The organism is Arthrobacter zhangbolii (assembly GCF_022869865.1).
GTDB lineage: Bacteria > Actinomycetota > Actinomycetes > Actinomycetales > Micrococcaceae > Arthrobacter_B > Arthrobacter_B zhangbolii.
Genome location: NZ_CP094984.1, coordinates 724572 through 751307 on the forward strand (window position 1 = coordinate 724572; position 26736 = coordinate 751307).

Genomic DNA, 26736 nt, shown 5'->3' on the forward strand with positions numbered 1-26736 from the left:
CATGGTCGGTCAGAGCAGCTCGGTGATAGCAACGGCATCCATATCGTCAAAGGACTGGTTTTCGCCCGCCATGGCCCAGACAAATGAATAACTGGCAGTTCCCACGCCGGAATGGATGGACCAGCTGGGCGAAATAACCGCCTGCTGGTTAGCCGCCAGCAGGTGACGGGTTTCCTTGGGCTCGCCCATCAGATGCACCACCCGGGCATCCTCGGGAAGGTCGAAGTACAGGTAGGCCTCCATTCGCCGGTCGTGCGTATGGGCAGGCATGGTGTTCCACATGCTGCCCGGGTGCAGGGTGGTCACGCCCATCACTATCTGGCAGCTGCGCACACCGTTTTCATGGATGTACTGGTTCAGGGTGCGCCGGTTGGAGGTGGCCTGGTCACCAAGCTCACGCACCGTGCCGTTACCCGCTTCCACCAGGGTGGTCGGGTAGGTGGTGTGGGCGGGGGCGGAGAACAGGTAGAAGCGTGCCGGCTCGCCGTCGTCGTCGGACGCGAAGGTGACGTCCCGCGCGCCGCGGCCAATGTAGAGGCAGGAGGCGTGCTTCAGGGCGTAGGTTTCCCCGTCCACGGTGACCGTGCCGACGCCGCCGACGTTGATGATGCCGCCCTCGCGGCGTTCGAAGAAGTGCTCGGCGCGCAGCTCGGGGAAGGTCGGCAGCGTCACCGGGCCGCTGGCCGGGACGGCGCCGGCCAGCACCACCCGGTCCTGGTGGGAGTAGACGGCACGGACCTGGTCCTGGAGGAACAGGTCCTCGATGAGGAACCGGCTGCGCAGGTCCGTGGCGGTGAGCGAGGGTATCTGGTCGGGGCTGGTGGAGTGCAGTACATCCATGGGGAAGTCCTTTGGGTTGGTGTTGGTACGGAGTGGTTAGAGGAACCCGAGGAGCCGTGGCAGCCACAGCGAGAGTTCGGGTACGAAGGTGATGAGCAGCAGCAGCATGATGAGCACGGCCATAAACGGCATCAGCTTCACGATCACGGGACCGATGTCCACCTTGGCCACCTGCGCCCCGACAAAAAGCACCGGCGCTGATGGCGGTGAAATGACCGCGATGGAGAGGTTGAAGACCATCATGATGCCGAAGTGCACCGGGTCCACGCCGTAGCTGACGGCGATGGGCAGGAAGATCGGGGTGAAGATCAAAATGGCCGGTGTGGCGTCCAGGGGGATGCCGATGACGAGCAGTACCGCCATCATGATCAGCAGCACCACCACCTTGCTGTCGGTCCAGCCGAAGAGGCTTTCCGCGAGCAGCGCCGGAATCCGGGTGAAGCTCATAACGAAGGACATGATCGTGGAGACACCGATCAGGAAGATCACCACGGAGCTGGTCCGGGCCGCGTTCATCAGGATGCCGGGCAGGTCCTTGAGCCCGATGCTGCGGTAGATAAAGGAGAGCAGCAGGGCGTAGACCACGGCCACGGCGGAGCCTTCGGTGGGCGTGAAGAAGCCGGAGACAATCCCGCCGATAACCACGACGATCAGGCTCAGCGAGGGCAGTGCCTGCAGGAAGACCAGCAGGGCCTCCTGCGGACGTGCCCAGCGTTCTGCCTTCAGCTCCGGGTGGCGCTTGGCGTAGAAGTAGACCACCGCCATGCAGGCCAGCCCCCAGAGGATGCCCGGAATGTACCCGGCCATAAACAGGGCGCCCACCGAGGTGCCGCCACTGGCCAGGGCGTAAATGATCAGCGTGTTGCTGGGCGGAATCAGCAGGCCGCTCGGTGCGGCAGCAACGTTCGCCGCCGCGCTGAAGGCCGGGTCATAGCCCTGTTTCGCCGCAATGGGTGCGGTGGTGGAGCCCACCGCACCGGCAGTGGCGACGGCGGAGCCGCTGACGGCGCCGAAGAGCATGCTGGCCAGCACGCCGGTCTGGGCCAGGGGCGCCGGGGTTTTGCCCACCATCACCTTGGCCAGGTTGATCAGCCGGATGGCTATGCCGCCGTTGTTCATAATGACGCCGGCCAAAATGAAGAACGGGATGGCCAGCAGGGCGAACGAGTTGACGCCGTTGAACATCCGCTGGGCTGAGGCGAGGGCGCCGTCCTCGAACCCGAGGACGTAAACCATGGACAAGGCCGAGGGCAGGGCCACGCTGATGCTGATCGGCGCACCGATGGCCAGCAGCAGCACCATGCCGATGATGAGGATGGTTCCTACGGTTCCTGCATCGGTCATAGCTCCACCTGCACTTCTTCAGGCGCGGTTGCTTCTTCCCTGGCCGCGATGATCCGGACAAAGTGGTAGCAGAGGTAATAGGTGAGCAGCACGCCGGCCACGGGGACCGCCAGATACAGCACACCCTGGTTTACCGGCAGCACCGGGTTGGCCTGGTTCCAGGACAGAGTGGCATTCAGGTAGCCGCCGTAGACCATGAACAGGATCGAGAAGCTCAGGGCGGAGAGGTAGGCCAGCGCCGTCACCCAGCGCTGCATGGCGGCCGGAAGCTTCTTCACCAAGATGTCGATGGCCACATCGGCCCGTTCCCCGGTGGCCACGGAAATGCCGATCAGGCTCAGCCAGATGAAGGTGTAGCGCGAGGCTTCCTCGGACCAGACACTCGGATCGTTGAAGACGAGCCTGGTGAAGATCTGCCAGCAGACAAGGAGGATGAGCAGTGCGAAGAGCACAATGCACAGGGTCCTCAGGACGGTATCCACCGCCTGTTTAAGTTTGGTCATAGGAATAACTTCCGAGGGAGAGCCGCGCTTAGCGGGCTGCGTCGATCTTTTCGAAGATGGCCTTGGTGACGTCGTTGTTGACCTTGTCCTTGTGCAGGGGTTCCACCGCCTTGCGGAAGGCCTCGACGTCGGCTTCATGGAAGGTGGCACCGGCCTCTTCCGCCTTCGTTTTGGCCTCGGCGACCTTCTCGTCAAAGGAGGCCAGCTCGCTGTCTACGGATTCGGCGAAGAGGGAGTCCAGCGTCTCGCGCTCCTCCTCGCTGAAGGCCTCCAGGACCATGGGGTTGGCCACCAGATAGTCGGGGATCATCAGGTGCTGCGTGTAGGAGTAGTGCGGGGCGATTTCGGCGTGGGCCAGGTCGGCAAAGATCAGCTCGTTGTTCTCGGCACCGTTCAGGACACCGGACTGGATGGCGGTGTAGACATCGCCCTGCGGCATCGGGGTGCCCACGCCGCCCATCATCTGGATCATGGCCACGTTGGTATCCGAGGAGATGATGCGGATTTTCTGGCCGGCCAGATCTGCCGGCTTTTCCACCGGTCCGCCGGTGGTGTACACGTTGCGGACGCCGCCGTGATAGGCGCCAATCACCGAGATGCTCTCGGAATCCTCGAGCGAGTCAAAGAGCTCTCCGGTGATGTCGGGTTCGTTCAGCACCGACATCTGGTGCTCGGGGGAGTCATAGACGTAGGGCAGGTTCAGCACCGAGAAGTCCGGGTTGAAGGCCTCCATCAGGGGACCGGCCACAATCGCCATGTCCACCGCTCCGGACTGCACCAGTTCCAGCGTTTCCGCCTGGGAACCCAGCTGCTCGTCGGGGAAGAGCTCCAGCTCGTAGGCGCCATCCGTGGCTTCCTTGAGTTTGTCGCTGAGCTCGGTGATGGCCACGGCCTGCGGGTGGGACGCGTTCTGGTTGAAGGCCACCTTCAACACCTTCGTTGACCCGGCTCCGGCGTCGCCGTTACCTCCGCCGCAGGCGGTGAGTCCCAGCATGGCCGCCGATGTGATGGCCAGTGTGGCGAAAAGCTTGTTGCGATGCATGTGAATCCTCTTCGTCGAGCCCACGCTTGTGGGCGCCTCATTGCGCCTGGAACCAGGAATGTCCGCTTCGCAGATCACGGGCGCACCGGCCCTCGAACGGCTCCTGGGTGGATTGGTCGAAAATGGAACTCGGTTCCATTTCCGGCAACGCTAATGTGTGCCAGGTCACTTGGTCAAGGAATTCGGTGAGATCTTTTTTGGCGGGACGGGCGGCGCCTGCCGGTTGGGGGACGACGACGGCGGCCGGCGGGAGCGGCGTGTATCCACCGGGCGGCGGAGGGTTTCCAATCGATGCGAAGGCTGCCCGGAAAAAGCCGGCGGAGCGATAATTACGATTTGGCATAGGAATCCACGACACCTTTTAGCGGTCCGGGAATGTCAGTGCGCCGCGGTATTTTGTTGTGCATGGCCACGGGCGGATTTTTAGTATCCGAATCCCCGCACCTTTCACCATTAGAGGCTTTATCCTGCAACCCTTGGAGATTCCCTGTTATGACAGCTGCGGCCACCCCATTGGCACCCGGTTACACCGTCTGGATCCCCGGGGCGGAGTGGCCGCGGCTGCGGGCCGGATTCGAGTCCATGAACACTGAGGATCCGGATGATCCGGGCCTGCGGCTTCCGGTTGATCCCTGGCCTGCCGCGGTTGACGTCGCTGAGAACGGGGACGTCTCGTACTCCGGCGGCGGTACCGTGGACGCGGACGTCGTCGTTGGCGAATCCACCGGGTATGACGTGTTCGGTGAGGCCGGGTGGACAGTGCAGAAGTTTGTTTTATTTGTCCTCTCCCGCGACCATCTGCATTGTGAGATCGCAGGCAGGAAATCACCCACCCTGGCTGTATTGGCGGGGTATTGGCGCACTCCCATGCTGGTGGAAAACCGGTGCGGTGATATCCAGCTGGTGTCCTTTATTACCCTGGACGGAAATGTCACGATTGCCGAGTGCACGGGCGGCGCTGAGCCTTTGGCCACGGTGCGGAAAACATTTTTTACCCAGGGCCTGGACGCGGCACTGGAGTTGCCCGGCGTCGTCCTGCGCAAGGCCGGAGAGCCGGCCCTGCCAACGGTTGAAGGGGTGGCCGCCAGCCGGCAGACTCTGCTGCGGGACTGGGTTACTGCCCATGACCTCGGGCGGCTGGCCCTCCCCAAGGGCGCAGAGCTATCCCCGCGGGACCTGCAGTTCCCGTACCGGGAGGACATTGATCCGGACCGCCCCGTGGTGGCCTATGCGCGCAGTTCCACGCACCGATATGAACTGCTGCATCCGGTGATGGAGGAGCTGGGACCGCTGGAGCTGCTCTGCGCCAGGGACGGCGTGCTGCAGCACTACGCTGATCCGGATACCGGCGCTGAGCGGGGACCGGGCGCGCTCGGGCCCGACTGGGCGGAATGGATTATGGCGGATTCGGTTCCAGAGGGACTGCGGACCGCAAGGCAGCCCTGGGAGGGCAACAGCACCGAAGCCCGGCTTTACCGGCTGGAACACAACATTGTGGACTTTGCCGAGCACGAGACGTCCACCGCCCAGTTCAGTACCGCCCTGGAACTGGAAACCTGGCTGAAGCATGCCCTGGGCAACCATGCCGCACCGCTGGCCGTCCACGTCCTGGACGACGTAGCGCTGATGCTGAAGGCGGAGATGGCGCCGCTCTATCAGGAGCACACCTACGAGCGTTCCGCCGGCAAGGTGCTGAAAATCCGGACTTCCGAGAAGTTCTTTTACCCCTGGGCCGGCGCCGCGGACTGGACCAGCCCGGACCGCAGCGGCCATCCCTATCAGCCGTCACTGGAGACGGTGATGGACGGCGGGGAACTGGAATCCTTCCTCGCCGTGAACTGCCTGGATTTGAACAAGCTGGATCCCTATCTGCTGCCCGCCGGCACCCGGATCCACCTGAATTCCTGGTTCCTGCTCAGCGTGGGGGAGTCCCGGACCTGCATCCTCTTCCCTGCCGTCGGCACCATGCTCAACATCAGTACCGACCATGACGGCGCATCCGCCCGGATTGTCGCGCGGGAGTACTTCAGCCGGCGCCGGGAGCTGCATCGGGAACGGGACTTCGCAGCACAATGGGCCGACTGGCTGGACGAGGAACACCAGCTCACCCGGGAGGAGGTCCGGCTGGGACTTCAGACACTGGACCGGATGATCAAGGAGAACAGCAAATGATCGGCACCAAGGACGACACCACCTCCGGCACCGGAACCCTCGAAGACTTCGGGTCCGTGCGCTGCCTATGGGATGACTCGGTCTGCGTGGACCCGCCCACCCACTTTGTGGCACAGGAATGGGCGGACGGCACCGACGCCGAGGTGTTCTGCGTCCGGCACTACGTCCTGACCCTGGCCCGGCTCTGCCAGCTGCACCTGCCGGACTGCGAGGGTGATTTCGCCGGGCACGTGGCCAGCCACGGGGAGCTCTAAGCCGAGAGGTTATTCCCGGGGTGCGGCGGAAGCCCGCCCGAGGGTTTCGCGCGCCGAGCGGATGACGGCGGCGTCGATCAGCCGGCCCTCGCTGTCCACACCCACGCCTCCGCCCTGCCCGTCGAAACGGCCCACCAGCTCACGCGCGGCGGCCAGTGCTGCGTCGTCGGGCGTGAACGTCTTGTGGATCAGCTCCACCTGGGACGGGTGGATGGCGGTGCGGGAGCGGAAACCCAGGTCATGCAGGTGGCGGCCGGTGCGCTCAAAGAGTTCCGTGTCCCGGATGGCCGTGGAGGTTGGTGCTACCGGTGCGCTCAGTCCGGCGGCGGCGCAGGCCACCACCAGCCGGGTGCGGAGCGAGTCAAGGGCCGCTGCGGTGCCTGCGGTGCGGGCCATTCGCAGATCAGCGAGCAGGTCCACCTCTCCCAGTGCCAGCGTGACCAGCCGGCGGGAGCGCACAATGTCGTCCAGCTCGGCCAACGCTGCGGCATCCTCGATCAGCCCGATGATGCCGATGCTGCCGGCCGGTAGGTCCCGCTCGATCTCCAGCTCGGCCAGGACCCCGGCCGCCCCTTCCAGGACCGCCCTGCTGCATTTGGCCAGGAACACCCCGTCCAGTGCGGGACCGGTCACGGCGTGCAGGTCGGAGTCGAAACTGTCCGGGTTCAGCCGTACCCACTGCTGCTGGCGCGGTTCCGGGCGGGGCGATGCCCCGGCGGCGCCGGTTCCGGCACCGGCGGTGAGCCAGCGGCCGACGGCGGTGCGTGCCTCGTCCTTCCGGTCCAGGGGAACGGCGTCCTCCAGGTCCAGGATGAGCGCGTCCGCGGCCCCGGCGGCAGCCTTGGGGAACAGGTCCGGTTTGTTGCCCGGAACATAGAGGAAGGAGCGCGGCAGGACCGCCGGGGTGGAGGGCATGGGATTCCTATCTGGCCAGCAGCCGCGTGATTTCGCGTGCGGCTGCGGTTACTTTGGCGGCATGCCCGGCGGTATCCGCGGACGTAAAACGGAAAATGGGCCCGCAGGAGCTGATGGCGCCCAGGACATTGCCGGTTTTGTCGAAGAACGGTGCCGCAATGGATGCAGCTCCGATGTTGCGTTCGTTATAGGAGGTTGCGTAGCCGTCCCGGCGGACCGTTTCCAGCAGCTGCCGGTACTCCGCCTCGTTGAAGTCCGGTTTGGACTGCCGCAGTGCGGCGACGGCCTCCTCCACGTAGGACTCGGGCAGGAAGGCGATCATGGCCCGGCTGGAGGCGCCGGAGTGCAGCGGATGCCGGGCCCCGATGTCCACCACCATCTTGATTTCCTGCGGACTCTCGAACTGGTCCACATAAAGCCGGGAATGGTTCATCAGCACCGAGAGGGTGGTGGTTTCCCGGGTGTCGTCGCGCAGCTGGCGCAGGACCGGGGCGGCGATGCTGCGGAAGTCCAGCTGGCCCCAGGCCTTGTTGCCCATGCCGATGGCGGCCGGACCCAGGACGTAGCTGCCGGAGGCGTCCACGGTGGAGAGCAGCCCGCGTGAGCCCAGGGACTGCAGGATCCGGTGCACCACTGCCTTGCTCAGTTTCAGGGTGCGGGCAATTTCGGAGACCCCCAGCGCGCCGTCAGCCCGGCTGAACAGCAGCAGGACGTCCGCCACCCGGTCCGCTGCCTCGGTTCCCCCGGCAGTGGGTTGAAGATCTGTTGTTGGCGCCATGGTGAGTCCTTTCCGGAACGTAACTCTATCCTAGCGTTCCGGTCAGCGGAATGATTCGGGCACGTAAACTCTGGATTAACGGCTAGTAATCCAGGTCACACTCGTGCACAATGGTCGAAAGCCTTGCTGCTCCCCCCACTGGCAGTCCGCTGAACGGAACATTGAGAACTTTTGGCGTTCCGCTCAGCGGACCGGCCTTAGGCATATGAAGGGAATTACCGTCATGAAAAGAAAAGCCCTATCCGCAGCGGTGCTGGCTGCCAGCCTCGTTGGGCTCTCCGCCTGCTCCTCCGATTCCGCTGGCTCCGGCTCTGACTCCGTGGAAACAGTGACCATCGGCTCCGTCCACCCGCTCAGCGGAAGCCTTGCCGGTGTGGGCGGGCTGATGAATGACGGCGCCAAGATGGCTGTGGAGGACATCAACGCCGCCGGCGGCATCGAATCCCTCGGCGGCGCCCAGCTGGAACTGCTGGACGGTGACAGCCAGGGCGAGGCGCAGGTGGGCCAAAGCGAAGCACAGCGGCTGATCAGCGACGGCGCCGTCGCCCTGGTCGGCACCTACCAGTCGGACGTGACGCAGAACGTGGCCTCCGTGGCCGAGCGTTCCGACGTCCCCTTCGTCATTGACGTGGCCGTGGATGACAAGATCCTGGAGCAGGGCTACAAAAACACCTTCCGCATCCAGCCCGATGCCAGCAGCATGGGCCAGGCCGGCGCGCAGGCGCTGGTGGCCATGGGGGAGGAGACCGGCGAGCCCATCGATTCGGCGGCCTACATCCACATTGAAGGCGCCTTTGGCGACTCCGTCTTCGCCGCGTTCAAGGAGGAAGCGGAGAAGCAGGGCATCACCATCACCAAGGAAATCACCTACTCCGGCAGCAACTTCTCCGACGCCACCACCCAGGTCAGCGAAGCCCTGGCCGGCAACCCGGACATCATTGCGGTCACCGGCTACTATCCGGACAACCTGCTGGTGGCCAAGGCCGTGGGGTCCATGGCCAATGACACCAAGGCTGTCTTCGGCATTGCCAGCGGCGCCTTTGATGACACGTCCTTCCCGGCTGCGGCGGGCGACGCCGGCACCGAGGTGCTCAGCGCCAACTATCACTACAGCGCCACCAGCGACCGCGCCGCGGATATCCGTGCACGCTTCGAAGAGAAGTACGGCAAGCCCATGGAGACGGCGTCCATGCTCTCCTACCAGGCGGTGGAAGTCATTGCCGAAGGCCTGGAGGAGAGCGGTTCCGATGATCCGGAGGAGCTGCGGGACGCGATCGCCGGGCTCAGCCTCGAGGACCCGCTGCTGGCCTTCGACGGCCCCATTGAATTCGGCGAGGACGGGCAGAACGAGAACGCCACCGTGATTGTCATGCAGGTCCTGGACGGCAAGGTGGAGCAGGTTTTCCCGCAGGAGTTTGCCACCGCGGAGCTGGTCTTCCCGACCGGTTCCGGTAACTAAAAGCAGGGAATTCATGGCTATTACAGAAGCTCCGGCGGCTCCGGCCGCCGACAAACGCAATCCGCTGACCGCCGGGGGCACCCGGATCACCCTGACCATCGGCGGCATCGCCGTCGTCGGACTGGCACTGGTGTATCTGCTGGGGGACCGGGAGCCGGCGCTGATTACCCAGTACCTGGTCTCCGGGCTGCTGCTGGGCGGGGTGTACGCCCTGGTCTCGCTGGGCCTGACCCTGATCTTCGGTGTCCTGGGCATCGTCAACTTCGCCCAGGGCGCCATGCTGACCCTGTCCATGTATCTGGTCTACGTGCTGCAGAGCAGTCTCGGGCTGAACCTGTATGTGGCGGTGGTGCTGACCATTCCGCTGCTGTTCGGCTTCGGCTGGCTGGTGCAGTCCATGCTGCTGAACCGCCTCACCGAGGACGCCAGCCATGACCGGCCGCTGCTGGTCACCCTGGGCCTGTCCCTGCTGATCGTGAATGTGCTGCTGATGATCTTCGGCGGCCGGCCCAAGAGCGTGGACGCCCCGGTCAGCGGCAGCATCGAGATCCTCGGTGCGCTGGCGGACACCCAGCGGATCATTGCCTTCGGCGGTGCAGTGCTGGTCGCGGCGGCCCTGACCCTGGTGCTGCGCAAAACCTCCATGGGCCTGGCCATCCGCGCGGTGGCCGCCAACGGCACCGGTGCCTCACTGGTGGGCGTGAACGTCCGCCGTGTTTATGCCATGACCTTCGGACTCGGCGCCGCCTCGGTGGCCGTGGCCGGCGGCCTGATCACCCCGTTCACCACCCTGGTGCCCACGGCCGGTGAGCAGTTCACCACGCTGGCCTTCGTGATTGTGGTCCTCGGCGGACTGGGCAGCATCCCGGGCGCCCTGGTGGGCGGCGTGTTCATCGGCGTGCTGCAGACCGTCGGGTCCCTGTACCTGCCCGGCAGCGGCTCCCTGATCCTGGTCTTCGGGATCTTCGTCCTTATTCTCTTTCTGCGTCCCCAGGGACTGTTCGGAGCAAAACAATGACGGCCACCGACGCCCCAGCCGCCCCGCAGGCACCCAAACTGCGCCCGGCCAACGGAGCCAAACGCCAGTACACCTTCCTGCTGATAGTTATTGCGGCGCTGTTCTTTGTGCCCTACATCCTGCCGGATTCCGCCCAGCCGGTGGCGGTGCGGACGCTGATCTTCGCCATTATGGCCGTGGGTTGGAACCTGATGAGCGGCTTCGGCGGCATGTTCAGCTTCGGCCACGCCGTGTTCTTCGGCGTCGGCGCCTACACGGATGCCTACCTGCTCACCGCCTTCGGGGTCTCGCCCTGGCTGTCCATGATCATCGGTGCCGTTCTCGCCGCCGGCGTCGGGCTCACCATCGCCTACTTCTGCCTGCGCTATAAACTGGCCGGCTCCTACTTTGCCCTGGCCACCTTCGCCTTCGCGCAGATGTTCTATCTGCTCAGCCAGAACCTGGGCTTCCTGAACAAGACGGACGGCATCAACGTTCCGCTGCTGCCGGAGGAATCCTGGGCGATGCTGCAGTTTGACCAGGACTCCAAGTTCTACTTCTGGATTCCGCTGGTAATCCTGGGCCTGGCCATGGCCGTGACCATCTACTTTGCCCACTCCCGGGCCGGACAGTTTGCCCAGGCCATCCGTGACGACGCAACGGCCGCCGAATCGCTGGGCATCAAGGTCATGAAGTACCGGCTGATCACGGTGGCCATGAGCTGCGCGATCACCGCCGTGGCCGGCGCCTACTACAGCCAGTACTACCTCTTCGTGGGACCGGAGCAGGCCTTCGGCATCCACGTCTCCACCGACGCCATCATCCCCGCGGTGATCGGCGGCATCGGAACCATCTGGGGCCCGCTGATCGGTGCCGCCGTCGTCGGACCGCTCTCCGAACTCATCGCCCACCTGCTGCGCAACCCGCCGGAATTCCTGGAATTCCTGCAGGGCACCAGCGGCCTGGACGTTGCCGTATACGCGGCCCTGCTGATTGTCATTGTCATCTTCCTGCCCAAGGGCATCTACGGAACCATCCGCGAAAGGATGCGCAAATGAGCCTGCTGACCCTGGACGGCGTCTCCAAATCCTTCGGCGGCCTCAAAGCCCTGGGGGAGACCACGCTGGAGATCCCCGAACACGAGTTCTTCGGAATCATCGGCCCCAATGGCGCCGGGAAAACCACCCTGTTCTCCGTCCTCGCCGGCCAGCTGGCACCCTCCTCCGGACAAATGATGTTCGACGGCGTGGACATCACCGGCTGGTCCGCGGATAAAACCGCCGCGCAGGGCCTGGTCCGGACCTTCCAACTGATGCGCCCGTTCGAAAGCATGACCGTGCTGGAAAACGTCACCATCGCCTCGCACAACAAATTCCGGTCCCCGCACAAGGCGCGTGACCATGCCGCGGCGGTAGTGGAACGGGTGGGGCTGGATTCCTACATGTACGCCATGTCCGGCACCCTGCCCACGGCCGGCCTGAAACGGCTGGAACTGGCACGGGCGCTGGCCCTGGAACCCCGCATGATCCTGCTGGACGAGGTGCTGGCCGGCCTGGTGCCCACCGAACGCGCACCGATCATAGACCTGCTGCGCAGCATCCACGCCGACGGCGTCACCGTGATGTTTGTCGAACACATCATGGCCGCCGTCATGGCACTGTCCGAACGGCTCCTGGTGATGCACGAGGGCAGGGAGCTGGCCCTGGGCCTGCCCGAAGAGGTCATCGCCAACCAACAGGTGATCGACGCCTACCTCGGAGAGGACTACTCATGATCCTGGAACTGGACGCCGTTTCCGCCGGCTACCGGCGGCTGGAAATCCTGCACGAGCTGACGCTGGGGGTGCAGGAAGGCGAAATCGTTTCCATCATCGGCGCCAACGGCGCCGGGAAAACCACCACGCTGCGCGCCGTGGCCGGGCTGATCTCCACCTCTAAGGGCAGCATCAGCTTCAAGGGCGAACCCGTGCACAACACCCGCCCGGACAAGCTGGTGCGCTCCGGGCTGGTCCATGTGTCCCAGGACCGGGCCCTGTTCGGGAACCTGCAGGTGCTCGAAAACCTGACCATGGGGGCCTATACCCAGCCCAGAAACACCATCGCCTCCTCCCTGGAACAGGTCTTTGACCTGTTCCCCATCCTCAAGGAACGCCGCGCACAGCGGGCAGACACCATGTCCGGCGGCCAGCAGCAGATGCTGGCCATAGGCCGGGCGCTGATGGCCCGGCCGGCCTGCCTGACCCTGGACGAGCCCTCCATCGGCCTGGCCCCCAACCTGGTGGCCCAGGTGCTGGACGCCATCACCCGGATCCGGGACACCGGCGTCACGGTACTGATCGTGGAACAGAACGCCTCCCAGGCCCTCGCCATCTCGGACCGCGCCTACGTGATGGAAAGCGGCGCCATTGTCCTGGAGGGCACCGGCAGCGAACTCGCCGACAGCGCCGAGGTGCGCAAGGCCTACCTGGGCATGTAAGCGGGCCCCACGCCCCGCGCATGCCCGGCAATTTGAAAGGAACACCATGCAGATTCTTGCAGTGACCCCCATCGCTGTTCCCGAGGACGAACTGAAGCGCCGGCAGGAGCGCTACACCCGGCTGGCCCCCGCCGGCCTCACCGTCACCCTGCACAACCTGGGCACCGGCTCCTCCGTGCCGCGGGCCCTGGAGACCGACGACGACGTAGCCGCCTCCGAGGCGGCCGTCACCGGATGGTTCGCCGCGGCGGACCCCGACGGCGTGGATGCCTTCCTGCCCGACTGCGTGCTGGACCCCGGCGTTGGTCCGGGCGCCCGCGAGCAGAGCCGCCCGATGCTGGGCCTGACCCGGCTGGGCGCCGGATTCCTGGACGGCGCCGGCGCCACCTTCGGCGCGGTGGCCCGCAACGAGGCCATTGCCCGCGAACTCGACCGCAAGGTGGCCTCCTATGGGCTGGGCCTGCACGAACCCGTGTCCGTGCTGGGCCTGACGCTGGCGGACATTGCCGACGACGCCGGCTGGAGCCGCGCCGTGGACACCGCCCTGACCGGGCTTTCCGCCGATTACGTACTCAACGCCTGCTCCGCCGTGAACCTGGCCCGCCGGGAGGCCGGCGGTCCGGTACTGGTTGACCCCACGGCGCTGGCCCTGCGGCTGGCCGGACTGCTCGCCAGTGTTGGCAGCGGGCCCGGCGCGGCCCGGCCGGGACAGGTACCGGCATGAGCCTGGCCGCCCGGCCGGAACTCTCCGGATCCTCCGCCGCCGCATCCTCCGCCGCCGTTGCCGGAGCCGTCGATGAGCTGGCGCGCTTCGCCGCGGACCTGGACTACGCCGGCCTGCCCGCCCCGGTCCGGGAACGCCTGGCCCTGATGCTCACCGATCTGTGGGGAGTAGCCGCAGCCGGCGGCCGCACCCCGGAACAGCAGGCACTGTGCACCGCCTGGCAGGCCGGCCCCGGGGACAGCCCCGTGCTTGGCGCCGGGTTCACGTCCACGCCGGAGACCGCTGCGTTCCTGAATGCGGTGGCAGCCTGTCAGCTGGAACTGGACGAGGGCAACAAACACGCCCAGGGCCACCCCGCCGTGCACGTGGTCTTCGCCGCGATGGCTGCCGTCCAGTTGGAATCCCGGCCGGTTACCGGCACCGAGTTCCTCACCGCGGTGGCCGCCGGCTATGAAGTGGCCGCCCGGTTTGGCCGCGCCTTCACCCGCCACCCCGGCTGGCATACCCACGGCCACTGGGGTGCCACCGGCGCCGCCTGCGCCGCAGCGCTGATCCGCCGGCTGCCGGTGGAAAGGATCGCGGCCGCCATCGACGCCGCTGCCGGGCTGGCGCAGGTGGCTTCCTGGGACATGGTGCTGGGCGGGCAGTACACCCGCAACCTGTGGGCTGCCGGCGCCAACCTGGCCGGGCTGAACGCTGCCCGGCTGGCAGCGGCCGGGCTGACGGAGAACGACGGCGCGGCCGGCATGAGCCTGGGCACGCTGGCGGGCAGCCTGGAACCGGGCCTGCTGGTGAACGGTCTCGGCCGGGACTGGCTGCTCACCCAGGGCTACGCGAAGCTGCACTCCTCCTGCTCCTACACCCACGGCGCCGTGGACCTGGCCCTGGAACTGCGGCCGGAACACGTTATTCCGGAGGACATTTCCTTCGTGCAGGTCCACACCCACTCCCTGGCCGCCCCGCTGTTCCCCGGCAGCGGCACCGGCGCACCCCGCAACCGGCTCGCAGCCATGTTCGATTTCCCCTTTGTCGTGGCCAACGCGCTGACGGCGGGGGAGATCTCCCCGGCCAGCATGGCTCCCGACGCCCCGGGGTTCGACGCCGCACGCCAGCTGGCAGCCCGGGTCAGCGTGGCCGCGGACCCGGCCTATGACCGGCTGCTGCCCGCCCAGCGGCGCACCCGGCTGGAGATCCGGTTTACCGACGGCACCGTCAGGGCCGCCGAGTCACCCAACCCGCGCGGCGACGTCGACCATTTCCCGCTGGACCGCACCGGCGTCGGCACCAAACTGACGGCCCTGATCGGCGCAGGTCCGGCCTCCCGGCTGGACACGGCCGTCCGCAGCCTGCCGGACACTGACGACGCGAAAGCCGCACTGAACATCCTGAGAACCCTGATGACCTCCCCGGAAGGAGATACCCAATGAGCGACGACGAGTTCGCCGGACCCGATCTGGTGGTTGCCGGCGCCGGCGGAGGGCTGATCGCTGCCCTCCGCGCCGCCCAGCTGGGACAATCCGTCCTGGTGATTGAAGCCAATGAACACTTCCGCCGCGGCAACAACACCGCCATGTCCACGGCCATGATTCCCGGTGCGGGGTCCCGCTTCCAGGCCGACGCCGGCGTGCAGGACTCGCCGGAGGCCTTCGTTGCCGACATCATGGCCAAAACCAAGGACACCGCCGATCCGGTGCTGGCCGGGGCGCTCGCCGAAGTCAGCGCCCGGCTGGTGGAGTGGATGGCCGATGACCTGTCCCTGCCGCTGAGCCTGGTCACTGACTTCCAGTACCCCGGGCACAGCTTCCACCGCTGCCACACCGTTCCCGGACGCATCGGCACCGCGCTGCTGGACCTGATCCTGGAACGCGTCGAGGCCGAACCGCTGATCGATATTTACGCCCCCGCCCGGCTGGTGGATGTGCTGACGGAGGACGGTGCGGTAGCCGGCGTCGTCGTCGACACCCCGGCCGGCAGCGAGGAAATCCCCGCCCGCGCCGTGCTGCTGGCCACCAACGGCTTCGGCAACAACCTCGAGCTGGTGTCACAGCACCTGCCGGAGATTGCCGGCGCACAGTACTACGGCAGCGAGGAATCCCGCGGGGATGCGTTGCGCATCGGTGCCGGCCTCGGGGCGGACAGCGCCTACCTGGATGCCTACCAGGGCCACGCCGCGCTGGCCATGCCCTCGGCCACCCTGGCCGGCTGGGCCACCGTGATGCACGGCGGGTTCCTGGTCAACCGGGCCGGAGAGCGGTTCGGCAACGAAACCGTGGGCTACTCCGAATACGCGGTGGAATCCCTGCAGCACGCAGACGGGCAGGCCTGGATTGTGCTGGACGAGCGGATCCATGAGGCCTGCGGCAGTTTCCAGGACTTCCGCAACACAGTGGAATCCGGCGGCCTGAAATGGGCCGAGGACGTGGACGGGCTGGCAGCGGCCACCGGCATCGACGCCGACGGGCTGCGGCAGACCCTGGAGCAGACCCGGCGGATTGCTGCCGGGGACGCCGAGGACAGCTTCGGCCGCACCGCCTGGGAGGCGCCGCTGGCCGGACGGATCGGCGCCATTGCCGTGCAGCCTGCCCTGTTCCACACCCAGGGCGGGCTGCGGGTTGACGAACACGCCCGGGTGCTGAGGGCCGACGGCGCTCCCATCCCGGGCCTGTACGCCTCCGGCGGAGCGGCCAACGGCATCTCCGGCCACGGGGCAGACGGCTACCTGGCCGGCAACGGGCTGCTGCCCGCCCTCGGGCTGGCCCTGCTGGCCGCCGAGCACGCCGGCGCGCCCGCCGCCTGACCGGACACGTTTCCCCACAGACAGACCAACCCCGCGCAGACAAACCAATCCCGCGCAGACAGACCAGCCCGGCCCCTGAACACCCGCCGGCGCCCCGCACCACCGAGAACGGAACGAGATCCACGTGAGCGAGAAAGCACCACCCCCACCCCCGACACCAGACGGCGACACTGTGAACAGCGAGACCGGAACCAGCGAGAGCACAATGACCGGCCCGCTGGCCGGCCTGCGGGTCCTGGACGCCTCCACCATCCTGGCCGGCCCGCTGTGCTGCCAGCTGCTGGGGGACTTCGGCGCCGAAGTCATCAAGATTGAACACCCCCAGCACGGGGACAGCATGCGCGGCCACGGGGAAAGTAAAAACGGCATCCCGTTGTGGTGGAAGGAAGTTTCGCGCAACAAGCGCACCCTGGGCCTGAGCCTGAGCACTCCGGAGGGTGCCGAAGTCTTCCGGCGGCTGGCCGCAACCGCGGACGTGGTGGTGGAGAACTTCCGCCCCGGCACCCTGGAACGCTGGGGACTGGGACCGGACGTGCTGGCCGAACTGAACCCCGGGCTGGTCCTGGTCCGGCTCACCGGCTTCGGCCAGACCGGACCGTACTCGGCCCGCGCCGGCTTCGGCACCCTCGCCGAGGCGATGAGCGGCTTCGCGCACCTCACCGGCCCGGCGGACGGCCCGCCCACCCTGCCGGCCTTTGGCCTGGCGGACAGCATCTGCGGCATCGCCGCTTCCTCGGCCGTGCTGATGGCCCTGCGCCACCGGGACGCCACCGGTGAAGGGCAGACCGTGGACCTGAGCATCCTGGAACCCATCATGACCGCCGTCGGTCCCAGCCCCACGGTCTACCAGCAGCTGGGCGTGATCGGGCAGCGCCACGGCAACCAGTCCACCAACAACGCCCCGCGCAACACCTACCTCACCAAGGACGGCAAATGGGTGGCGGTGTCCACCAGTGCCCAGCGCATTGCCGAACGGGTAATGGAGCTGGTGGGCCACCCCGAAGTCATCACCGAACCGTGGTTCGCCGCCGGCAGCACCCGGGTGGAGCACGCCGAGGAACTGGACGGCTATGTGGGCAGCTGGATCGCCGACCGCAGCCGCGAAGACGTGCTGGCCGCATTCTCCGACGCCGGAGCCGCCGTCGCCGCCGTTTATGACGCCCGCGACGTGGTGGAGGACCCGCACATCCGGGAAACCGAGATGCTGCTCGAAGTCCCGGACCCGGACCTGGGTTCGGTGCTGCAGCACAACGTGATGTTCCGGTTGAGCAAAAGCCCGGGCCGGATCCGCTTCACCGGGCGCAGCCTCGGCGCGGACACCGCGGACATCCTGCACGAAATCGGTTATTCGGACCGTGAGGTCTCCAGTCTCAGGGAAAGCGACGTCATCAAATGAGCGATGCACTGCTGGAAGCAGTCACCAACGGCATCTCCTTCGTGGATCTGGGCCGCCAGCTGAACGTCGGCATGCCGCAGTCACCGAACCATCCTCAGTTCTGGCACACCCTGCCGCGCCGGCACGGGGACATGGTCCGGGCCGACGGCGGCAGCGCCGCCAATGACATGATCACCACCGGCACGCACGTGGGCACCCACATCGATGCACTGGCGCACGTGAGCCAGGACGGCAAGCTGTTCGGCGGCGCGGACGCCGGCCAGTCCTGCCTCGGCGGCAAATACGTGGAACACGGAGTGCACACCATCGAACCCATGGTCCGCCGCGGCATCCTCCTGGACGCCGCCGGCTACCTGGGCACGGATGTGCTGGAGGGCGGCTACGAAATCACCGTGGCGGACCTGCAGGGCTGCCTCGCCGCCCAGCAGGTGGAGCTGCGTGCAGGGGACGTGGTGCTGATCCGTTCCGGCTGGGGCCAGCGGTTCGCCGAGGGCGCCGCCTACGTGGGCAAGGACTCGGGGGTGCCGGGCATCAGCGAGGACGGTGCCGCATGGCTGGCCGCGCAGGGCATCCACGCCGCCGGTGCGGACAGCATCGCCTTTGAACGGCTGGCCCCCGGCGGCGGGCACGCCGCGCTGCCGGCGCATCGGGTGTTCCTGGTGGAAAACGGCATTTACATCATCGAGGCACTGGACCTGGAGGAGCTGGCCCAGCGCCGGATCCATGAATTCACCTTTGTGCTGGTGCCGCTGAACATCTTCGGCGCCACCGGGTCCCCGGTCCGCCCGCTGGCGCTGGTGGCAGCATGAGCGCCGTCCACGCCGGCGAGCGCACCCTCGCCCAGCAGTTGGGGGACTTCGCCGCCGGAACCCGCTACGAGGACCTGCCGGACGAGGTGGTGGAAAGCGTCAAGGCCCGGGTGCTGGACATCCTGGGCATCGCCGCCGCTGCGGCGCCGCTGGACACCAGCCGGGCCGCCCGGCGGTGGGCCGCAGACCAGGGCGGCACGCCGTCGGCCTCCGCCGTGGGTGTGCCCGCACTGCTGCCGGCCAGCCAGGCCGCGTTTGTCAACGGGGTGCTGGCGCACTCGCTGGACTATGACGACACGCATCTGCCCTCCGTGCTGCATCCCAGCGCCAGCGTGATTCCCGCGGTGCTTGCCGCCGCGCAGGCCGCCGGGAAGGACGGCCGGGACGCGATCCGGGCCATCGCCGTCGGGCTGGAAATCTGTGTCCGGCTGGGCATGGCCGGCTATGACACCGAGGCGAAGAACTCCACCTTCTTTGAACACGGCCAGCACGCCACCTCCATCTGCGGGGCCATGGGCGCCGCCGCCGGCGTGGCCGCGCTGCTCGGCGACGGGCAGCTGGTCACTGACGCCCTAGGCGTCACCGCCTCCATGGCCTCGGGCATTATCGAGTCCAACCGCACCGGCGGCACGGTCAAACGCATCCACTGCGGCTGGGCCGCGCACGCCGCCGTCAGCGCCGTGGAGCTGGTCCGCTACGGGCTCACCGGACCGCCCACCGTGCTGGAGGGCAGGTTCGGGTTCTTCCAGGCCTGGCTGCAGGGCCGGTTCAATCCGGCGGCCATCACCGACGGGCTGGGGGAGCAGTGGCAGGTACCGGACATCTTCTTCAAGCCGTATCCGGCCAACCACTTCACCCACGCCGCGGTGGACGCCGCCGCCGCGCTGCGCCGCGCAGGCATTGGGCCCGACGACGTCGAATCCTTCACCCTGGGCGTGCCGGCACCGAACCTGCGCACCATCGGTGAACCGCTGGCCGTCAAGCAGCAGCCGGAAACGGGTTACATGGCCCAGTTCTCCGGACCCTATGCGGTGGCCGCCGGGCTGCTGGGCGGCGGCGGGCTGGAAGTCGGCCTGGATGACTACACCGACGAGCTGGCGAAGGACGCCACCCGCCGGGCCATCATGGCCAAGGTCAACGTAGTGCCCGACGACGAATGCACCGCCATCTTCCCGATGCAGTTCCCCGCCGTACTCACCGCCCGGCTCACCGACGGCCGGACGGTCACGGAGAAGGTCCTCACCACCCGTGGCGGGCCGCAGCGCCCGCTCGGCTTCGAGGACCTGGGCGCCAAATTCGAGGACAACGCCCGCCGCACCCTGGCCCCGGAGGCACGGGACCACCTGCGCGAAACCTGCCGCACGCTGCAGGACTGCACCGACCTTTCAATTCTGTTCACCGACCTCTCCGCTGCCGACGCTCCGGCGTCCGGCACCCCCACGAACCTCCCCACACTAGAAAGAGGAAACAAATGAGCACCTATGACCTGCTGGTAAAGAACGTCCAGGTTGTCCGTCCCGGCGGCGACGGCGCCGAAGCCCTCGACCTGGCCATCAAGGACGGCAAGTTCGCCGCCATCGAGGCCGGCATTGATCCCGGCACCGCCGCCGAAGTGGTCGACGGCGGCGGCAAGCATCTGTTCCCGGGCGTGGTGGACGTGCACCAGCACTGGGGCATCTACAACGAGCTGGGCGAGGACACCGAGTCCGAAAGCCGGGCCAGCGCCCAGGGCGGTGTCACCAGCGGCATCACCTATATCCGCACCGGCGCCTACTACCTGAACAAGTCCGGCCCCTACAAGGAGATCTTCCCGGAGATCCTCGAAGCCGCCGACGGCCGCGCGTACATCGACTACGGCTTCCACGTGGCCCCGATCTTGAAGGAGCACATCGAGGAAATCCCTGACCTGCTGGACATGGGGGTGCCGTCCTTCAAGATCTTTATGTTCTACGGAATCCACGGCCTGCACGGCAAGTCCAGCGACCAGGGCAAGTTCCTGATGATTCCGCCGGAGGACTCCTACGACTACGCGCACTTCGAATTCGTCATGCGCGCCATCGAAAAGGCCCGCCGGGACCCGAAGTACGCGGACATTGCGGACCAGATCTCCCTGTCCCTGCACTGCGAGACCGCCGAGATCATGCGCGCCTACACCAAGATGGTGGAGGACGCAGGGGAGCTGAAGGGCCTGGAAGCCTACAGCGCCTCCCGTCCGCCACACTCGGAGGGCCTGGCCATCACCATCGCCTCCTACCTGGCGTATGAGACGGAGCTGCCGAACATCAACCTGCTGCACCTCTCCTCCCGCAAGGCCATCGAGGCGGCCATGATGATGCAGGAGACCTTCCCGCACATCAACTTCCGCCGCGAGGTCACCGTGGGCCACCTGCTGGCGGACTTCAACACCGCCAACATGGGCGGGAAGGTCAACCCGCCGCTGCGCTCCCCGGAAGACGTGGAAGCACTCTGGGAGCACCTGCTCGCCGGGCACTTCTCCTGGGTCACCTCCGACCACGCCTGCTGCAAGGACGAAACCAAGTTCGGTGATCCGCGTGATGACGTGTTCCTGGCCAAGTCCGGCTTCGGCGGCGCGGAATACCTGCTGCCGGGCATGATCTCCGAGGGCCGCAAGCGCGGACTGTCCTACAACCGGATCGCGGAGCTGGTCTCCAAAAACCCGGCCGACCGCTACGGCATGCCCGGCAAGGGTGACCTGGCCGTGGGCTTCGACGCCGATTTCTGCCTGGTGGATGACAGTGTGCAGTACACCGTGCGGGCCGAGGACTCGATGTCCACGCAGGACTACACACCGTTCGAGGGCTTCGAGCTCACCGCCGCCGTCACGGATACCTACCTGCGCGGCAGCAAGGTCTTCGGCGACGGCGCCATGGTGGGCGAACCCCGCGGCAAGTACGTCAAGCGCTCCGGCAACTAGGAGCGGTTCCATCCGATGGCCGGGGGCGGCGGTCCGCCGCCCCCGGCCACAGTCGCATTGCCGCTGCTCCGCATCACCGCTGCTTCGGCAGCACCATCGGCAACATCAGTCGCACGCGCCCCGGCAGGTCCTCTGGCCAAGAGGGGCCGGTACCGGCCAGACTGTCCGGGACGGGCCCGCCGTGTTCGGACCACTGCGTACGTAAGGAAAGCTTTCAATGAAGATTGTTGTACTCGCCAAGCAGGTTCCCGACACCTGGTCGGACCGGAAGATCAACCTGGAGACCGGCATGCTGGAACGCTCCGCCTCCGATCCGGTGCCTGATGAAATCAACGAACGCGCGGTGGAAGCGGCCCTGCGCTACAAGGACACCACCCCGGACACCGAGGTGGTGCTGCTGGCGATGGGGCCGGAGGACGCCACCAAATCGCTGCGCAAACTGCTCTCCATGGGGGCGGACTCCGCCATGCTGGTCACCGATCCCGCCCTGCCCGGCTCCGACATGGTGCAGACCGCCCGGGTGCTGGCGGCCGCCGTCGAGCGGCTGGCCCCGGACCTGGTGCTGGCCGGCAACGAAGCGACCGACGGCCGCGGCGGCGTGGTCCCGGCGATGGTGGCCGAAGTGCTGGGCTGGCCGGTGCTGCCCGGCGTCAATGACCTGGAGATCAGCCCGGAAGGCCTCACCGGGACGGCCCCGGTGGACGGCGGCATGCTGCGGCTCAGCTCGCCGCTGCCGGCCGTGGCGTCGGTGACGGAGCGCTCGGCCGATCCCCGGTTCCCCAACTTCAAGAACATCATGCAGGCAAAGAAGAAGCCGCTGGAGATCCTGTCCCTGGCGGATCTGGGCATCGAGGCCGGTCCCGACGCCGCGGCGGTGCGGTCCGTAATGGTCTCCGCCGCTGCCCGTCCGCCCAAGGAAGCCGGTCCCAAGATCACCGACGACGGCACGGCGGCCACCCAGCTGGCGGACTTCCTGGCCGCCCAGCGGCTGCTCTGACGCCGCCGCACTGACGCCGCCGCACTGGCCCGCCGCCCGCCCCCGCACCTGCTGAGAAGGACAACGAATCATGGCAAACATTCTGGTACTCATTGAAACCACCGCTGCCGGGGCACCCAAGCCCACGGCCGCCGCACTGCTGGGCGCCGCCGCCGTCGTCGGCACCCCGGTGGCCGTCGCAGTCACCGCACCGTCAGCCGCAACGGAACTGGGCGCGCAGCTGGGGGCGATGGGCGCCGCCCACGTCTACCTGGCCGAATCCGAGACCACCGGCAGCGAGCTGGGCAGCGCCCAGGTGGGGGCGCTGGCCGACGCCGCGCAGGACTACGCAGCGCAGCTGGTCCTGGTACCGAACACCAACGATTCCCGCACCGTGGCCGGGCGGCTGGCGATCGCCGCCGGCGGCGCGATGTGCGCGGACGCCGTCGGGCTGCGCTATGACGAGGAAGGGCAGGAGGTGATCGTCGAGCACTCCGTGTTCGGCGGTGACTACACCACCGAGTCCACCGTGGAGGGCGGGTTGATGATTGTCACCGTCCGTCCCGGTGCCATTGCCGAACGTGCCGATGCGGTCGCCGCGCCGGAGGTTCGGACTGCTGCCGTGCGGACGACGACGGCGCCCGGGGCCCGGATCGAGGAACTGTCCGAGGCGCCCGGCCGGGCGGACCGGCCCGCGCTGCGCGATGCCGCCACGGTGGTGGCCGGCGGCCGCGGACTGGGGTCCAAGGAGGACTTTGCCTTGGTGGAGCAGCTGGCGGATGTGCTGGGTGCGGCCGTCGGGGCGTCGCGGGCTGCGGTGGATTCGGGCTATGTGGCGCAGGGGCTGCAGGTGGGCCAGACCGGTGTCTCGGTGTCTCCGCAGCTGTATGTGGCGCTGGGGATTTCCGGGGCCATCCAGCACCGGGCCGGCATGCAGACCGCCAAGACGGTGGTGGCCATTAATAAGGACGAGGATGCACCGATTTTCGCCATTGCCGATTTTGGCGTGGTGGGGGATGTGTTCACCGTGGTGCCCAAGCTCATTGAGGAGATTGAGGCCCGGCGGAGCTGAGCCGTGCTGCGGGGCGACGGTGTCTGGGGTGACGGGTATGTGCGGGACGACGGTTTGGGTGACAGCGGTTTGGGTGACGACGGTTTGATGAAAAGGCACGCGGCATGAGCAACCAGGAGAGTCTGGCGGGGAACGGTTCGATGGGGAGCGGTTCGCCGGGGACGGGCTCGGAGGCCCCGGGATCGGAGGCGGCGGGACGTCGCACCCGGATGGCGGGCTACCGACCGATGCAGGCGCAACGCACGGAAACTGTGAGCGAGCCGGAGGGCACGGTCTCTGCCCCCGACGCACCGGTAGCTTCGGAGTCCGTGGAGGTCCCTGGACCTGCTTCAACTTCCGTGTCCACTGCAATGGCCGATCCCGCGGCGAGGGCCGAGCAGGCTTCGACAGCGAAGCCCGTCCACGCCGCGTCTTCCGCGGCGGCTGAGCCTAATGAGGTGGCTGAACCGGCGGTTACTAACGCCAAGCCGATCCGGAAGCTCCGAATGGGTGTCCGGGTTCCAGTGGACGGCGGTCAGACAACAGCTCCTGCCGCATCTGCGGTGGCATCCGTCCCGGCTGCGGAACCGGCATCCCCGCCGACTGCTGCTCCTGGGCAGCCAGTTCCTGCGGCTTCTGCGGTCCCAACTCAGCCGGCACCTCCAAGCCAGCCGATCGGCACAACCTCCGACGAACCGTCTCCGGCAGCAGCTGCGCCGGTACGGAAGCTGCGGATGGGTGTCCGGGTTCCCGCCCGTGGGACTGCTGACACTCCGAAAAGCACCGCATCTGTGGCTGCCGCATCGATGGCACCTGCCCAGAACACCGGTACCCCGGCTGATGACACCACGAATGCTGACTCCGAAGCCGCAGCGGCCAACTCCGGGGGCGCAGCTCCGGTCCGCAAGCAGCGGATGGGAGCTGCAGACACCTCTGCTCCGGCGGAACCCGCTCCCGCGGAACCCGCCTCGGCTCCGGTGCGCAAACAACGGATGGGTGCGGCTCCGGCAGCATCCCAGCCATCAGCTCCCGCCTCCTCACCACCTGTTCGCCAGCGGATGGGCAAGCCGGCATCCCCGGCATCCGCCGCTCCGACCGCGGCAGGCACGGCAGCTAATGAAGCCGGTGCAGCGACCGCTGCTCCGGCCGCACCGGCTCCCGGCGCCGTGCCAGCTGCGCCGCGACAAGTCCCCGTGACGCCGGCACAGTCCCCGGCCCAACCGACGCAGGCACCAGCCGGACAGGCCCCGCCGGAATCCACGGTTCCCACCGCGAATACGCCCGCCCCGGCAGCACCGGCTTCGATATCACCTTCCAAGACGTCACCTGCCCCGACACCACCCGGCAGCACCGGCTCGGCCCCGCGCCCGGTGTGGAAGCGGCGTGCGCTCGCGGCCGCCGTCGTCGTACTGGTGGCCGTGGCGATCGTGCTCGCCGCGCGCTGGCTGCGGACCCTTGACCCGGTGCAGGAGTTCCTCGCCGCCTATCCGGGGGAGGCGTCGCAGCCGTCGGACACTCCGGTGGGGCTGCCCGCGTGGCTGGGCTGGCAGCACTTTCTGAATTTCTTCTTCCTGGTGCTCATTGTGCGTACCGGGCTGCAGGTCCGCACCGAACGCAAACCGGCGGCCTATTGGACGGCGAAAAAGGATTCGTTCTTCTCGCCGAAGGGCAACACGCCGCGGAAGGTGTCGCTGACCCAGTGGCTGCACCAGAGCCTGGACGTTTTGTGGGTGGCCAACGGGCTGGTGTTTATGGTGCTGCTGTTTGCCACCGGGCAGTGGAAGCGGATTGTGCCCACCAGCTGGGATGTTTTCCCGAACATGGCCTCCACGGCGCTGCAGTACGCGTCGCTGGACTGGCCTACGGAGAACGGCTGGGTGCATTACAACGCGCTGCAGCTGGTGGCGTACTTCAGCATCGTGTTCCTGGCCGCGCCGCTGGCGATCCTTTCCGGGATCCGGATGTCCACTTGGTGGCCGCAGCAGGCAGAGCGGCTGAATAAGGCGTATCCGGTGGAGTGGGCCCGGGCGGTGCACGTGCCGGTGATGGTCTACTTCGTGGCCTTCACCCTGGTGCACGTGTTCCTGGTCTTCTTCACCGGGGCGCTGCGGAACCTGAACCACATGTTCGCCGCCCGCGACACTGCCGACTGGTGGGGGCTGGGGATCTTTGTGCTCTCGCTGCTGGCGGTCGCGGCCGGCTGGTTCCTGACAAAGCCGCTGTTTATGACGGCGGTGGCCGGGCGGATGGGCCGGGTCGGGAAGTAGGTGCCGCAGTTTCGCGGCGGGTCGGGTTCTGGCGGTATCGGTTAGCAGTTAGGGTTTGGGCAGCTGAGCCATTCAGTGGCAAGCCTGGTACCGAAGCAGCTGTCCATTGTTGATGGCGCTGCTCTCAACACCGGGCGTCGTATCATCCTCGACTCCCTAGGAGCTAGCCCGTGGGCAGAACCCGCAAGACGGCCAAGGAAATTGCAGAACTCTTATCGGACGGTGGGGAACTCCCGTCCGAGGAAGAAGTGCGGTCCCAGGGTTTTGCGTTCTATCCGCGGCATTGGCTCGCAAAGTGGAACAAATCGGATATGCCGCCTGTCCCGCAGATCCTTGGCAGCGAAGGATTGGATGCTCGGGGACGCAAATGGCTCACCCGGGAAGACCTATTCAGTATGGGGCAGCAAATCGCAACTCCTGCCAACGCGATTGAGTTTTACGTGGCGGTTTGTTCTTGGGGAGTCGGCAACAAAGCCCGGGATGTCTATAGGCGGGTAGTCCCGCTGGCGAGCCCCGATGCCGGCGAACGCCTGCTTAAGGGAATTACCGCCGTCCAGAGGGCGGGCGGATCGGCAACCGCGGGGTATCAGGCGTTCAGTGATCCTGCTGTCGCCTACCTTAAGGGATTGGGGCCAGCCTTCTTCACCAAACTTCTCTACTTCGCAGCGGGGGAACCTGCAGCGGGTGGCGACGGACATGCCCTGATCCTCGATCGTAAAGTCGCAAAGTCCATTGGATGGCCAGCCAAGACGTGGTGGACTGCCCAGGAGTACCAGGACTACATAGTTTTGATCGACGAAATTTGCGGACTGCTCGACCCAACCCCTCGGCCGGACTGCGTTGAATATGCACTGTTTAAGGATCCTTCTTCAACGGCCGGCAGGGGAGCGGTGTAGGTTGTCGGGCGGTGGTGCCGGACGGGCTTGTGGAGGACGCTTAGCACGGCGCTGTGCATACACTGAGGGTGCCTAACATTTGCCCCGGAAACCTTTGGGAGACCTC

Annotated in this window: 24 protein-coding genes; 18 read left to right on the forward strand and 6 right to left on the reverse strand. The window is 66.8% G+C overall.

Translation table 11 applies throughout. The features are described 5' to 3' along the window. Positions 1 to 9: 9 nt before the first annotated feature. From kduI to MUK71_RS03470, 4 genes are read right to left on the reverse strand one after another with little or no spacing between them, the layout of a single operon-like run. Positions 10 to 840 carry a 5-dehydro-4-deoxy-D-glucuronate isomerase gene (gene kduI, locus MUK71_RS03455; protein WP_227929140.1) on the reverse strand — a complete coding sequence of 277 codons (831 nt, stop codon included), beginning with the start codon at positions 838 to 840 and terminating at the stop codon, positions 10 to 12. 36 nt (positions 841 to 876) lie between these two features. Then, positions 877 to 2184, reverse strand: coding sequence for a TRAP transporter large permease (locus tag MUK71_RS03460; RefSeq protein ID WP_227929139.1), 1308 nt, complete (start codon positions 2182 to 2184; stop codon positions 877 to 879). Next, the gene (locus MUK71_RS03465) at positions 2181 to 2687 is read right to left on the reverse strand and encodes a TRAP transporter small permease (protein ID WP_227929138.1); all 507 of its coding nucleotides are present in this window, start codon (positions 2685 to 2687) and stop codon (positions 2181 to 2183) included. Before MUK71_RS03465 ends, MUK71_RS03460 begins: the two co-directional genes overlap by 4 nt. A gap of 28 nt (positions 2688 to 2715) precedes the next feature. After that, positions 2716 to 3729: a TRAP transporter substrate-binding protein gene (locus tag MUK71_RS03470; protein ID WP_227929137.1), complete on the reverse strand. Its 1014-nt coding sequence runs from the start codon at positions 3727 to 3729 to the stop codon at positions 2716 to 2718. A gap of 492 nt (positions 3730 to 4221) precedes the next feature. Between MUK71_RS03470 and MUK71_RS03475 the strand changes: the two genes are divergently transcribed. Together MUK71_RS03475 and MUK71_RS03480 are read left to right on the forward strand one after the other, a co-directional pair. Continuing rightward, a complete protein-coding gene (locus MUK71_RS03475; RefSeq protein ID WP_227929136.1) occupies positions 4222 to 5901 on the forward strand; it encodes a hypothetical protein in 1680 nt (559 codons plus the stop codon). Next, entirely contained in the window at positions 5898 to 6155 is a 258-nt protein-coding gene (locus tag MUK71_RS03480; protein WP_227905479.1) for a hypothetical protein, read from the forward strand. Before MUK71_RS03475 ends, MUK71_RS03480 begins: the two co-directional genes overlap by 4 nt. Positions 6156 to 6164: 9 nt before the next feature. Here the strand turns inward: MUK71_RS03480 and MUK71_RS03485 are convergent, their stop codons facing one another. Together MUK71_RS03485 and MUK71_RS03490 are read right to left on the reverse strand one after the other, a co-directional pair. Continuing rightward, the gene (locus MUK71_RS03485; RefSeq protein ID WP_227929135.1) at positions 6165 to 7070 is read right to left on the reverse strand and encodes an HpcH/HpaI aldolase/citrate lyase family protein; all 906 of its coding nucleotides are present in this window, start codon (positions 7068 to 7070) and stop codon (positions 6165 to 6167) included. Between the two features lie 7 nt (positions 7071 to 7077). Then, positions 7078 to 7848, reverse strand: coding sequence for an IclR family transcriptional regulator (locus tag MUK71_RS03490; RefSeq protein WP_227929134.1), 771 nt, complete (start codon positions 7846 to 7848; stop codon positions 7078 to 7080). Between the two features lie 223 nt (positions 7849 to 8071). Between MUK71_RS03490 and MUK71_RS03495 the strand changes: the two genes are divergently transcribed. The 16 genes from MUK71_RS03495 (at position 8072) to MUK71_RS03570 (ending at position 26630) form a co-directional block, all read left to right on the forward strand. Beyond that, positions 8072 to 9307 carry an ABC transporter substrate-binding protein gene (locus MUK71_RS03495; protein ID WP_227929133.1) on the forward strand — a complete coding sequence of 412 codons (1236 nt, stop codon included), beginning with the start codon at positions 8072 to 8074 and terminating at the stop codon, positions 9305 to 9307. A gap of 13 nt (positions 9308 to 9320) precedes the next feature. Further along, positions 9321 to 10325: a branched-chain amino acid ABC transporter permease gene (locus MUK71_RS03500; RefSeq protein ID WP_227929132.1), complete on the forward strand. Its 1005-nt coding sequence runs from the start codon at positions 9321 to 9323 to the stop codon at positions 10323 to 10325. Further along, positions 10322 to 11362 (forward strand): branched-chain amino acid ABC transporter permease, encoded by a 1041-nt coding sequence (locus MUK71_RS03505; protein ID WP_227929131.1) that lies wholly within the window; start codon positions 10322 to 10324, stop codon positions 11360 to 11362. Before MUK71_RS03500 ends, MUK71_RS03505 begins: the two co-directional genes overlap by 4 nt. After that, the gene (locus MUK71_RS03510; RefSeq protein WP_227929130.1) at positions 11359 to 12078 is read left to right on the forward strand and encodes an ABC transporter ATP-binding protein; all 720 of its coding nucleotides are present in this window, start codon (positions 11359 to 11361) and stop codon (positions 12076 to 12078) included. The genes MUK71_RS03505 and MUK71_RS03510 overlap by 4 nt, the downstream gene beginning before the upstream one ends. Further along, positions 12075 to 12779, forward strand: a complete 705-nt coding sequence (locus MUK71_RS03515) for an ABC transporter ATP-binding protein (protein WP_227929129.1) — start codon at positions 12075 to 12077, stop codon at positions 12777 to 12779. The genes MUK71_RS03510 and MUK71_RS03515 overlap by 4 nt, the downstream gene beginning before the upstream one ends. Positions 12780 to 12825: 46 nt before the next feature. Beyond that, the gene (locus MUK71_RS03520) at positions 12826 to 13503 is read left to right on the forward strand and encodes a hypothetical protein (RefSeq protein ID WP_227929128.1); all 678 of its coding nucleotides are present in this window, start codon (positions 12826 to 12828) and stop codon (positions 13501 to 13503) included. Further along, positions 13500 to 14930 carry an MmgE/PrpD family protein gene (locus tag MUK71_RS03525; RefSeq protein WP_227905458.1) on the forward strand — a complete coding sequence of 477 codons (1431 nt, stop codon included), beginning with the start codon at positions 13500 to 13502 and terminating at the stop codon, positions 14928 to 14930. The genes MUK71_RS03520 and MUK71_RS03525 overlap by 4 nt, the downstream gene beginning before the upstream one ends. After that, positions 14927 to 16300 carry an FAD-dependent oxidoreductase gene (locus tag MUK71_RS03530; protein ID WP_227929127.1) on the forward strand — a complete coding sequence of 458 codons (1374 nt, stop codon included), beginning with the start codon at positions 14927 to 14929 and terminating at the stop codon, positions 16298 to 16300. Before MUK71_RS03525 ends, MUK71_RS03530 begins: the two co-directional genes overlap by 4 nt. A 172-nt stretch (positions 16301 to 16472) precedes the next feature. Further along, positions 16473 to 17696 (forward strand): CaiB/BaiF CoA transferase family protein, encoded by a 1224-nt coding sequence (locus tag MUK71_RS03535; protein WP_227929126.1) that lies wholly within the window; start codon positions 16473 to 16475, stop codon positions 17694 to 17696. Further along, complete coding sequence (locus MUK71_RS03540) at positions 17693 to 18505, forward strand: cyclase family protein (protein WP_227905450.1); 813 nt, start codon at positions 17693 to 17695, stop codon at positions 18503 to 18505. Before MUK71_RS03535 ends, MUK71_RS03540 begins: the two co-directional genes overlap by 4 nt. Next, positions 18502 to 19980 carry an MmgE/PrpD family protein gene (locus MUK71_RS03545; RefSeq protein ID WP_227929125.1) on the forward strand — a complete coding sequence of 493 codons (1479 nt, stop codon included), beginning with the start codon at positions 18502 to 18504 and terminating at the stop codon, positions 19978 to 19980. The genes MUK71_RS03540 and MUK71_RS03545 overlap by 4 nt, the downstream gene beginning before the upstream one ends. After that, the gene (locus MUK71_RS03550; protein WP_227929124.1) at positions 19977 to 21440 is read left to right on the forward strand and encodes a dihydroorotase; all 1464 of its coding nucleotides are present in this window, start codon (positions 19977 to 19979) and stop codon (positions 21438 to 21440) included. Before MUK71_RS03545 ends, MUK71_RS03550 begins: the two co-directional genes overlap by 4 nt. A 217-nt stretch (positions 21441 to 21657) precedes the next feature. Further along, on the forward strand, positions 21658 to 22437 hold the full coding sequence (locus MUK71_RS03555; RefSeq protein WP_227929123.1) for an electron transfer flavoprotein subunit beta/FixA family protein: 780 nt from the start codon (positions 21658 to 21660) through the stop codon (positions 22435 to 22437). 70 nt (positions 22438 to 22507) lie between these two features. Next, the gene (locus MUK71_RS03560; protein ID WP_227929122.1) at positions 22508 to 23488 is read left to right on the forward strand and encodes an electron transfer flavoprotein subunit alpha/FixB family protein; all 981 of its coding nucleotides are present in this window, start codon (positions 22508 to 22510) and stop codon (positions 23486 to 23488) included. Positions 23489 to 24258: 770 nt separating this feature from the next. Then, positions 24259 to 25734, forward strand: coding sequence for a cytochrome b/b6 domain-containing protein (locus tag MUK71_RS03565; protein ID WP_227929121.1), 1476 nt, complete (start codon positions 24259 to 24261; stop codon positions 25732 to 25734). 170 nt (positions 25735 to 25904) lie between these two features. Next, a complete protein-coding gene (locus tag MUK71_RS03570; protein ID WP_227905437.1) occupies positions 25905 to 26630 on the forward strand; it encodes an 8-oxoguanine DNA glycosylase OGG fold protein in 726 nt (241 codons plus the stop codon). Positions 26631 to 26736 lie beyond the last annotated feature (106 nt).

Bases quoted from the DNA above. Each gene is read 5' to 3' on its own strand.
- MUK71_RS03555 (WP_227929123.1), top strand. From the start codon at position 21,658: ATGAAGATTGTTGTACTCGCCAAGCAGGTTCCCGACACCTGGTCGGAC.
- MUK71_RS03465 (WP_227929138.1), bottom strand. From the start codon at position 2,687: ATGACCAAACTTAAACAGGCGGTGGATACCGTCCTGAGGACCCTGTGC.
- MUK71_RS03460 (WP_227929139.1), bottom strand. From the start codon at position 2,184: ATGACCGATGCAGGAACCGTAGGAACCATCCTCATCATCGGCATGGTG.
- MUK71_RS03505 (WP_227929131.1), top strand. From the start codon at position 10,322: ATGACGGCCACCGACGCCCCAGCCGCCCCGCAGGCACCCAAACTGCGC.
- MUK71_RS03480 (WP_227905479.1), top strand. From the start codon at position 5,898: ATGATCGGCACCAAGGACGACACCACCTCCGGCACCGGAACCCTCGAA.
- MUK71_RS03520 (WP_227929128.1), top strand. From the start codon at position 12,826: ATGCAGATTCTTGCAGTGACCCCCATCGCTGTTCCCGAGGACGAACTG.
- MUK71_RS03485 (WP_227929135.1), bottom strand. From the start codon at position 7,070: ATGCCCTCCACCCCGGCGGTCCTGCCGCGCTCCTTCCTCTATGTTCCG.
- MUK71_RS03525 (WP_227905458.1), top strand. From the start codon at position 13,500: ATGAGCCTGGCCGCCCGGCCGGAACTCTCCGGATCCTCCGCCGCCGCA.
- MUK71_RS03560 (WP_227929122.1), top strand. From the start codon at position 22,508: ATGGCAAACATTCTGGTACTCATTGAAACCACCGCTGCCGGGGCACCC.
- kduI (WP_227929140.1), bottom strand. From the start codon at position 840: ATGGATGTACTGCACTCCACCAGCCCCGACCAGATACCCTCGCTCACC.
- MUK71_RS03500 (WP_227929132.1), top strand. From the start codon at position 9,321: ATGGCTATTACAGAAGCTCCGGCGGCTCCGGCCGCCGACAAACGCAAT.
- MUK71_RS03510 (WP_227929130.1), top strand. From the start codon at position 11,359: ATGAGCCTGCTGACCCTGGACGGCGTCTCCAAATCCTTCGGCGGCCTC.
- MUK71_RS03540 (WP_227905450.1), top strand. From the start codon at position 17,693: ATGAGCGATGCACTGCTGGAAGCAGTCACCAACGGCATCTCCTTCGTG.
- MUK71_RS03490 (WP_227929134.1), bottom strand. From the start codon at position 7,848: ATGGCGCCAACAACAGATCTTCAACCCACTGCCGGGGGAACCGAGGCA.
- MUK71_RS03530 (WP_227929127.1), top strand. From the start codon at position 14,927: ATGAGCGACGACGAGTTCGCCGGACCCGATCTGGTGGTTGCCGGCGCC.
- MUK71_RS03495 (WP_227929133.1), top strand. From the start codon at position 8,072: ATGAAAAGAAAAGCCCTATCCGCAGCGGTGCTGGCTGCCAGCCTCGTT.
- MUK71_RS03545 (WP_227929125.1), top strand. From the start codon at position 18,502: ATGAGCGCCGTCCACGCCGGCGAGCGCACCCTCGCCCAGCAGTTGGGG.
- MUK71_RS03515 (WP_227929129.1), top strand. From the start codon at position 12,075: ATGATCCTGGAACTGGACGCCGTTTCCGCCGGCTACCGGCGGCTGGAA.
- MUK71_RS03550 (WP_227929124.1), top strand. From the start codon at position 19,977: ATGAGCACCTATGACCTGCTGGTAAAGAACGTCCAGGTTGTCCGTCCC.
- MUK71_RS03470 (WP_227929137.1), bottom strand. From the start codon at position 3,729: ATGCATCGCAACAAGCTTTTCGCCACACTGGCCATCACATCGGCGGCC.
- MUK71_RS03475 (WP_227929136.1), top strand. From the start codon at position 4,222: ATGACAGCTGCGGCCACCCCATTGGCACCCGGTTACACCGTCTGGATC.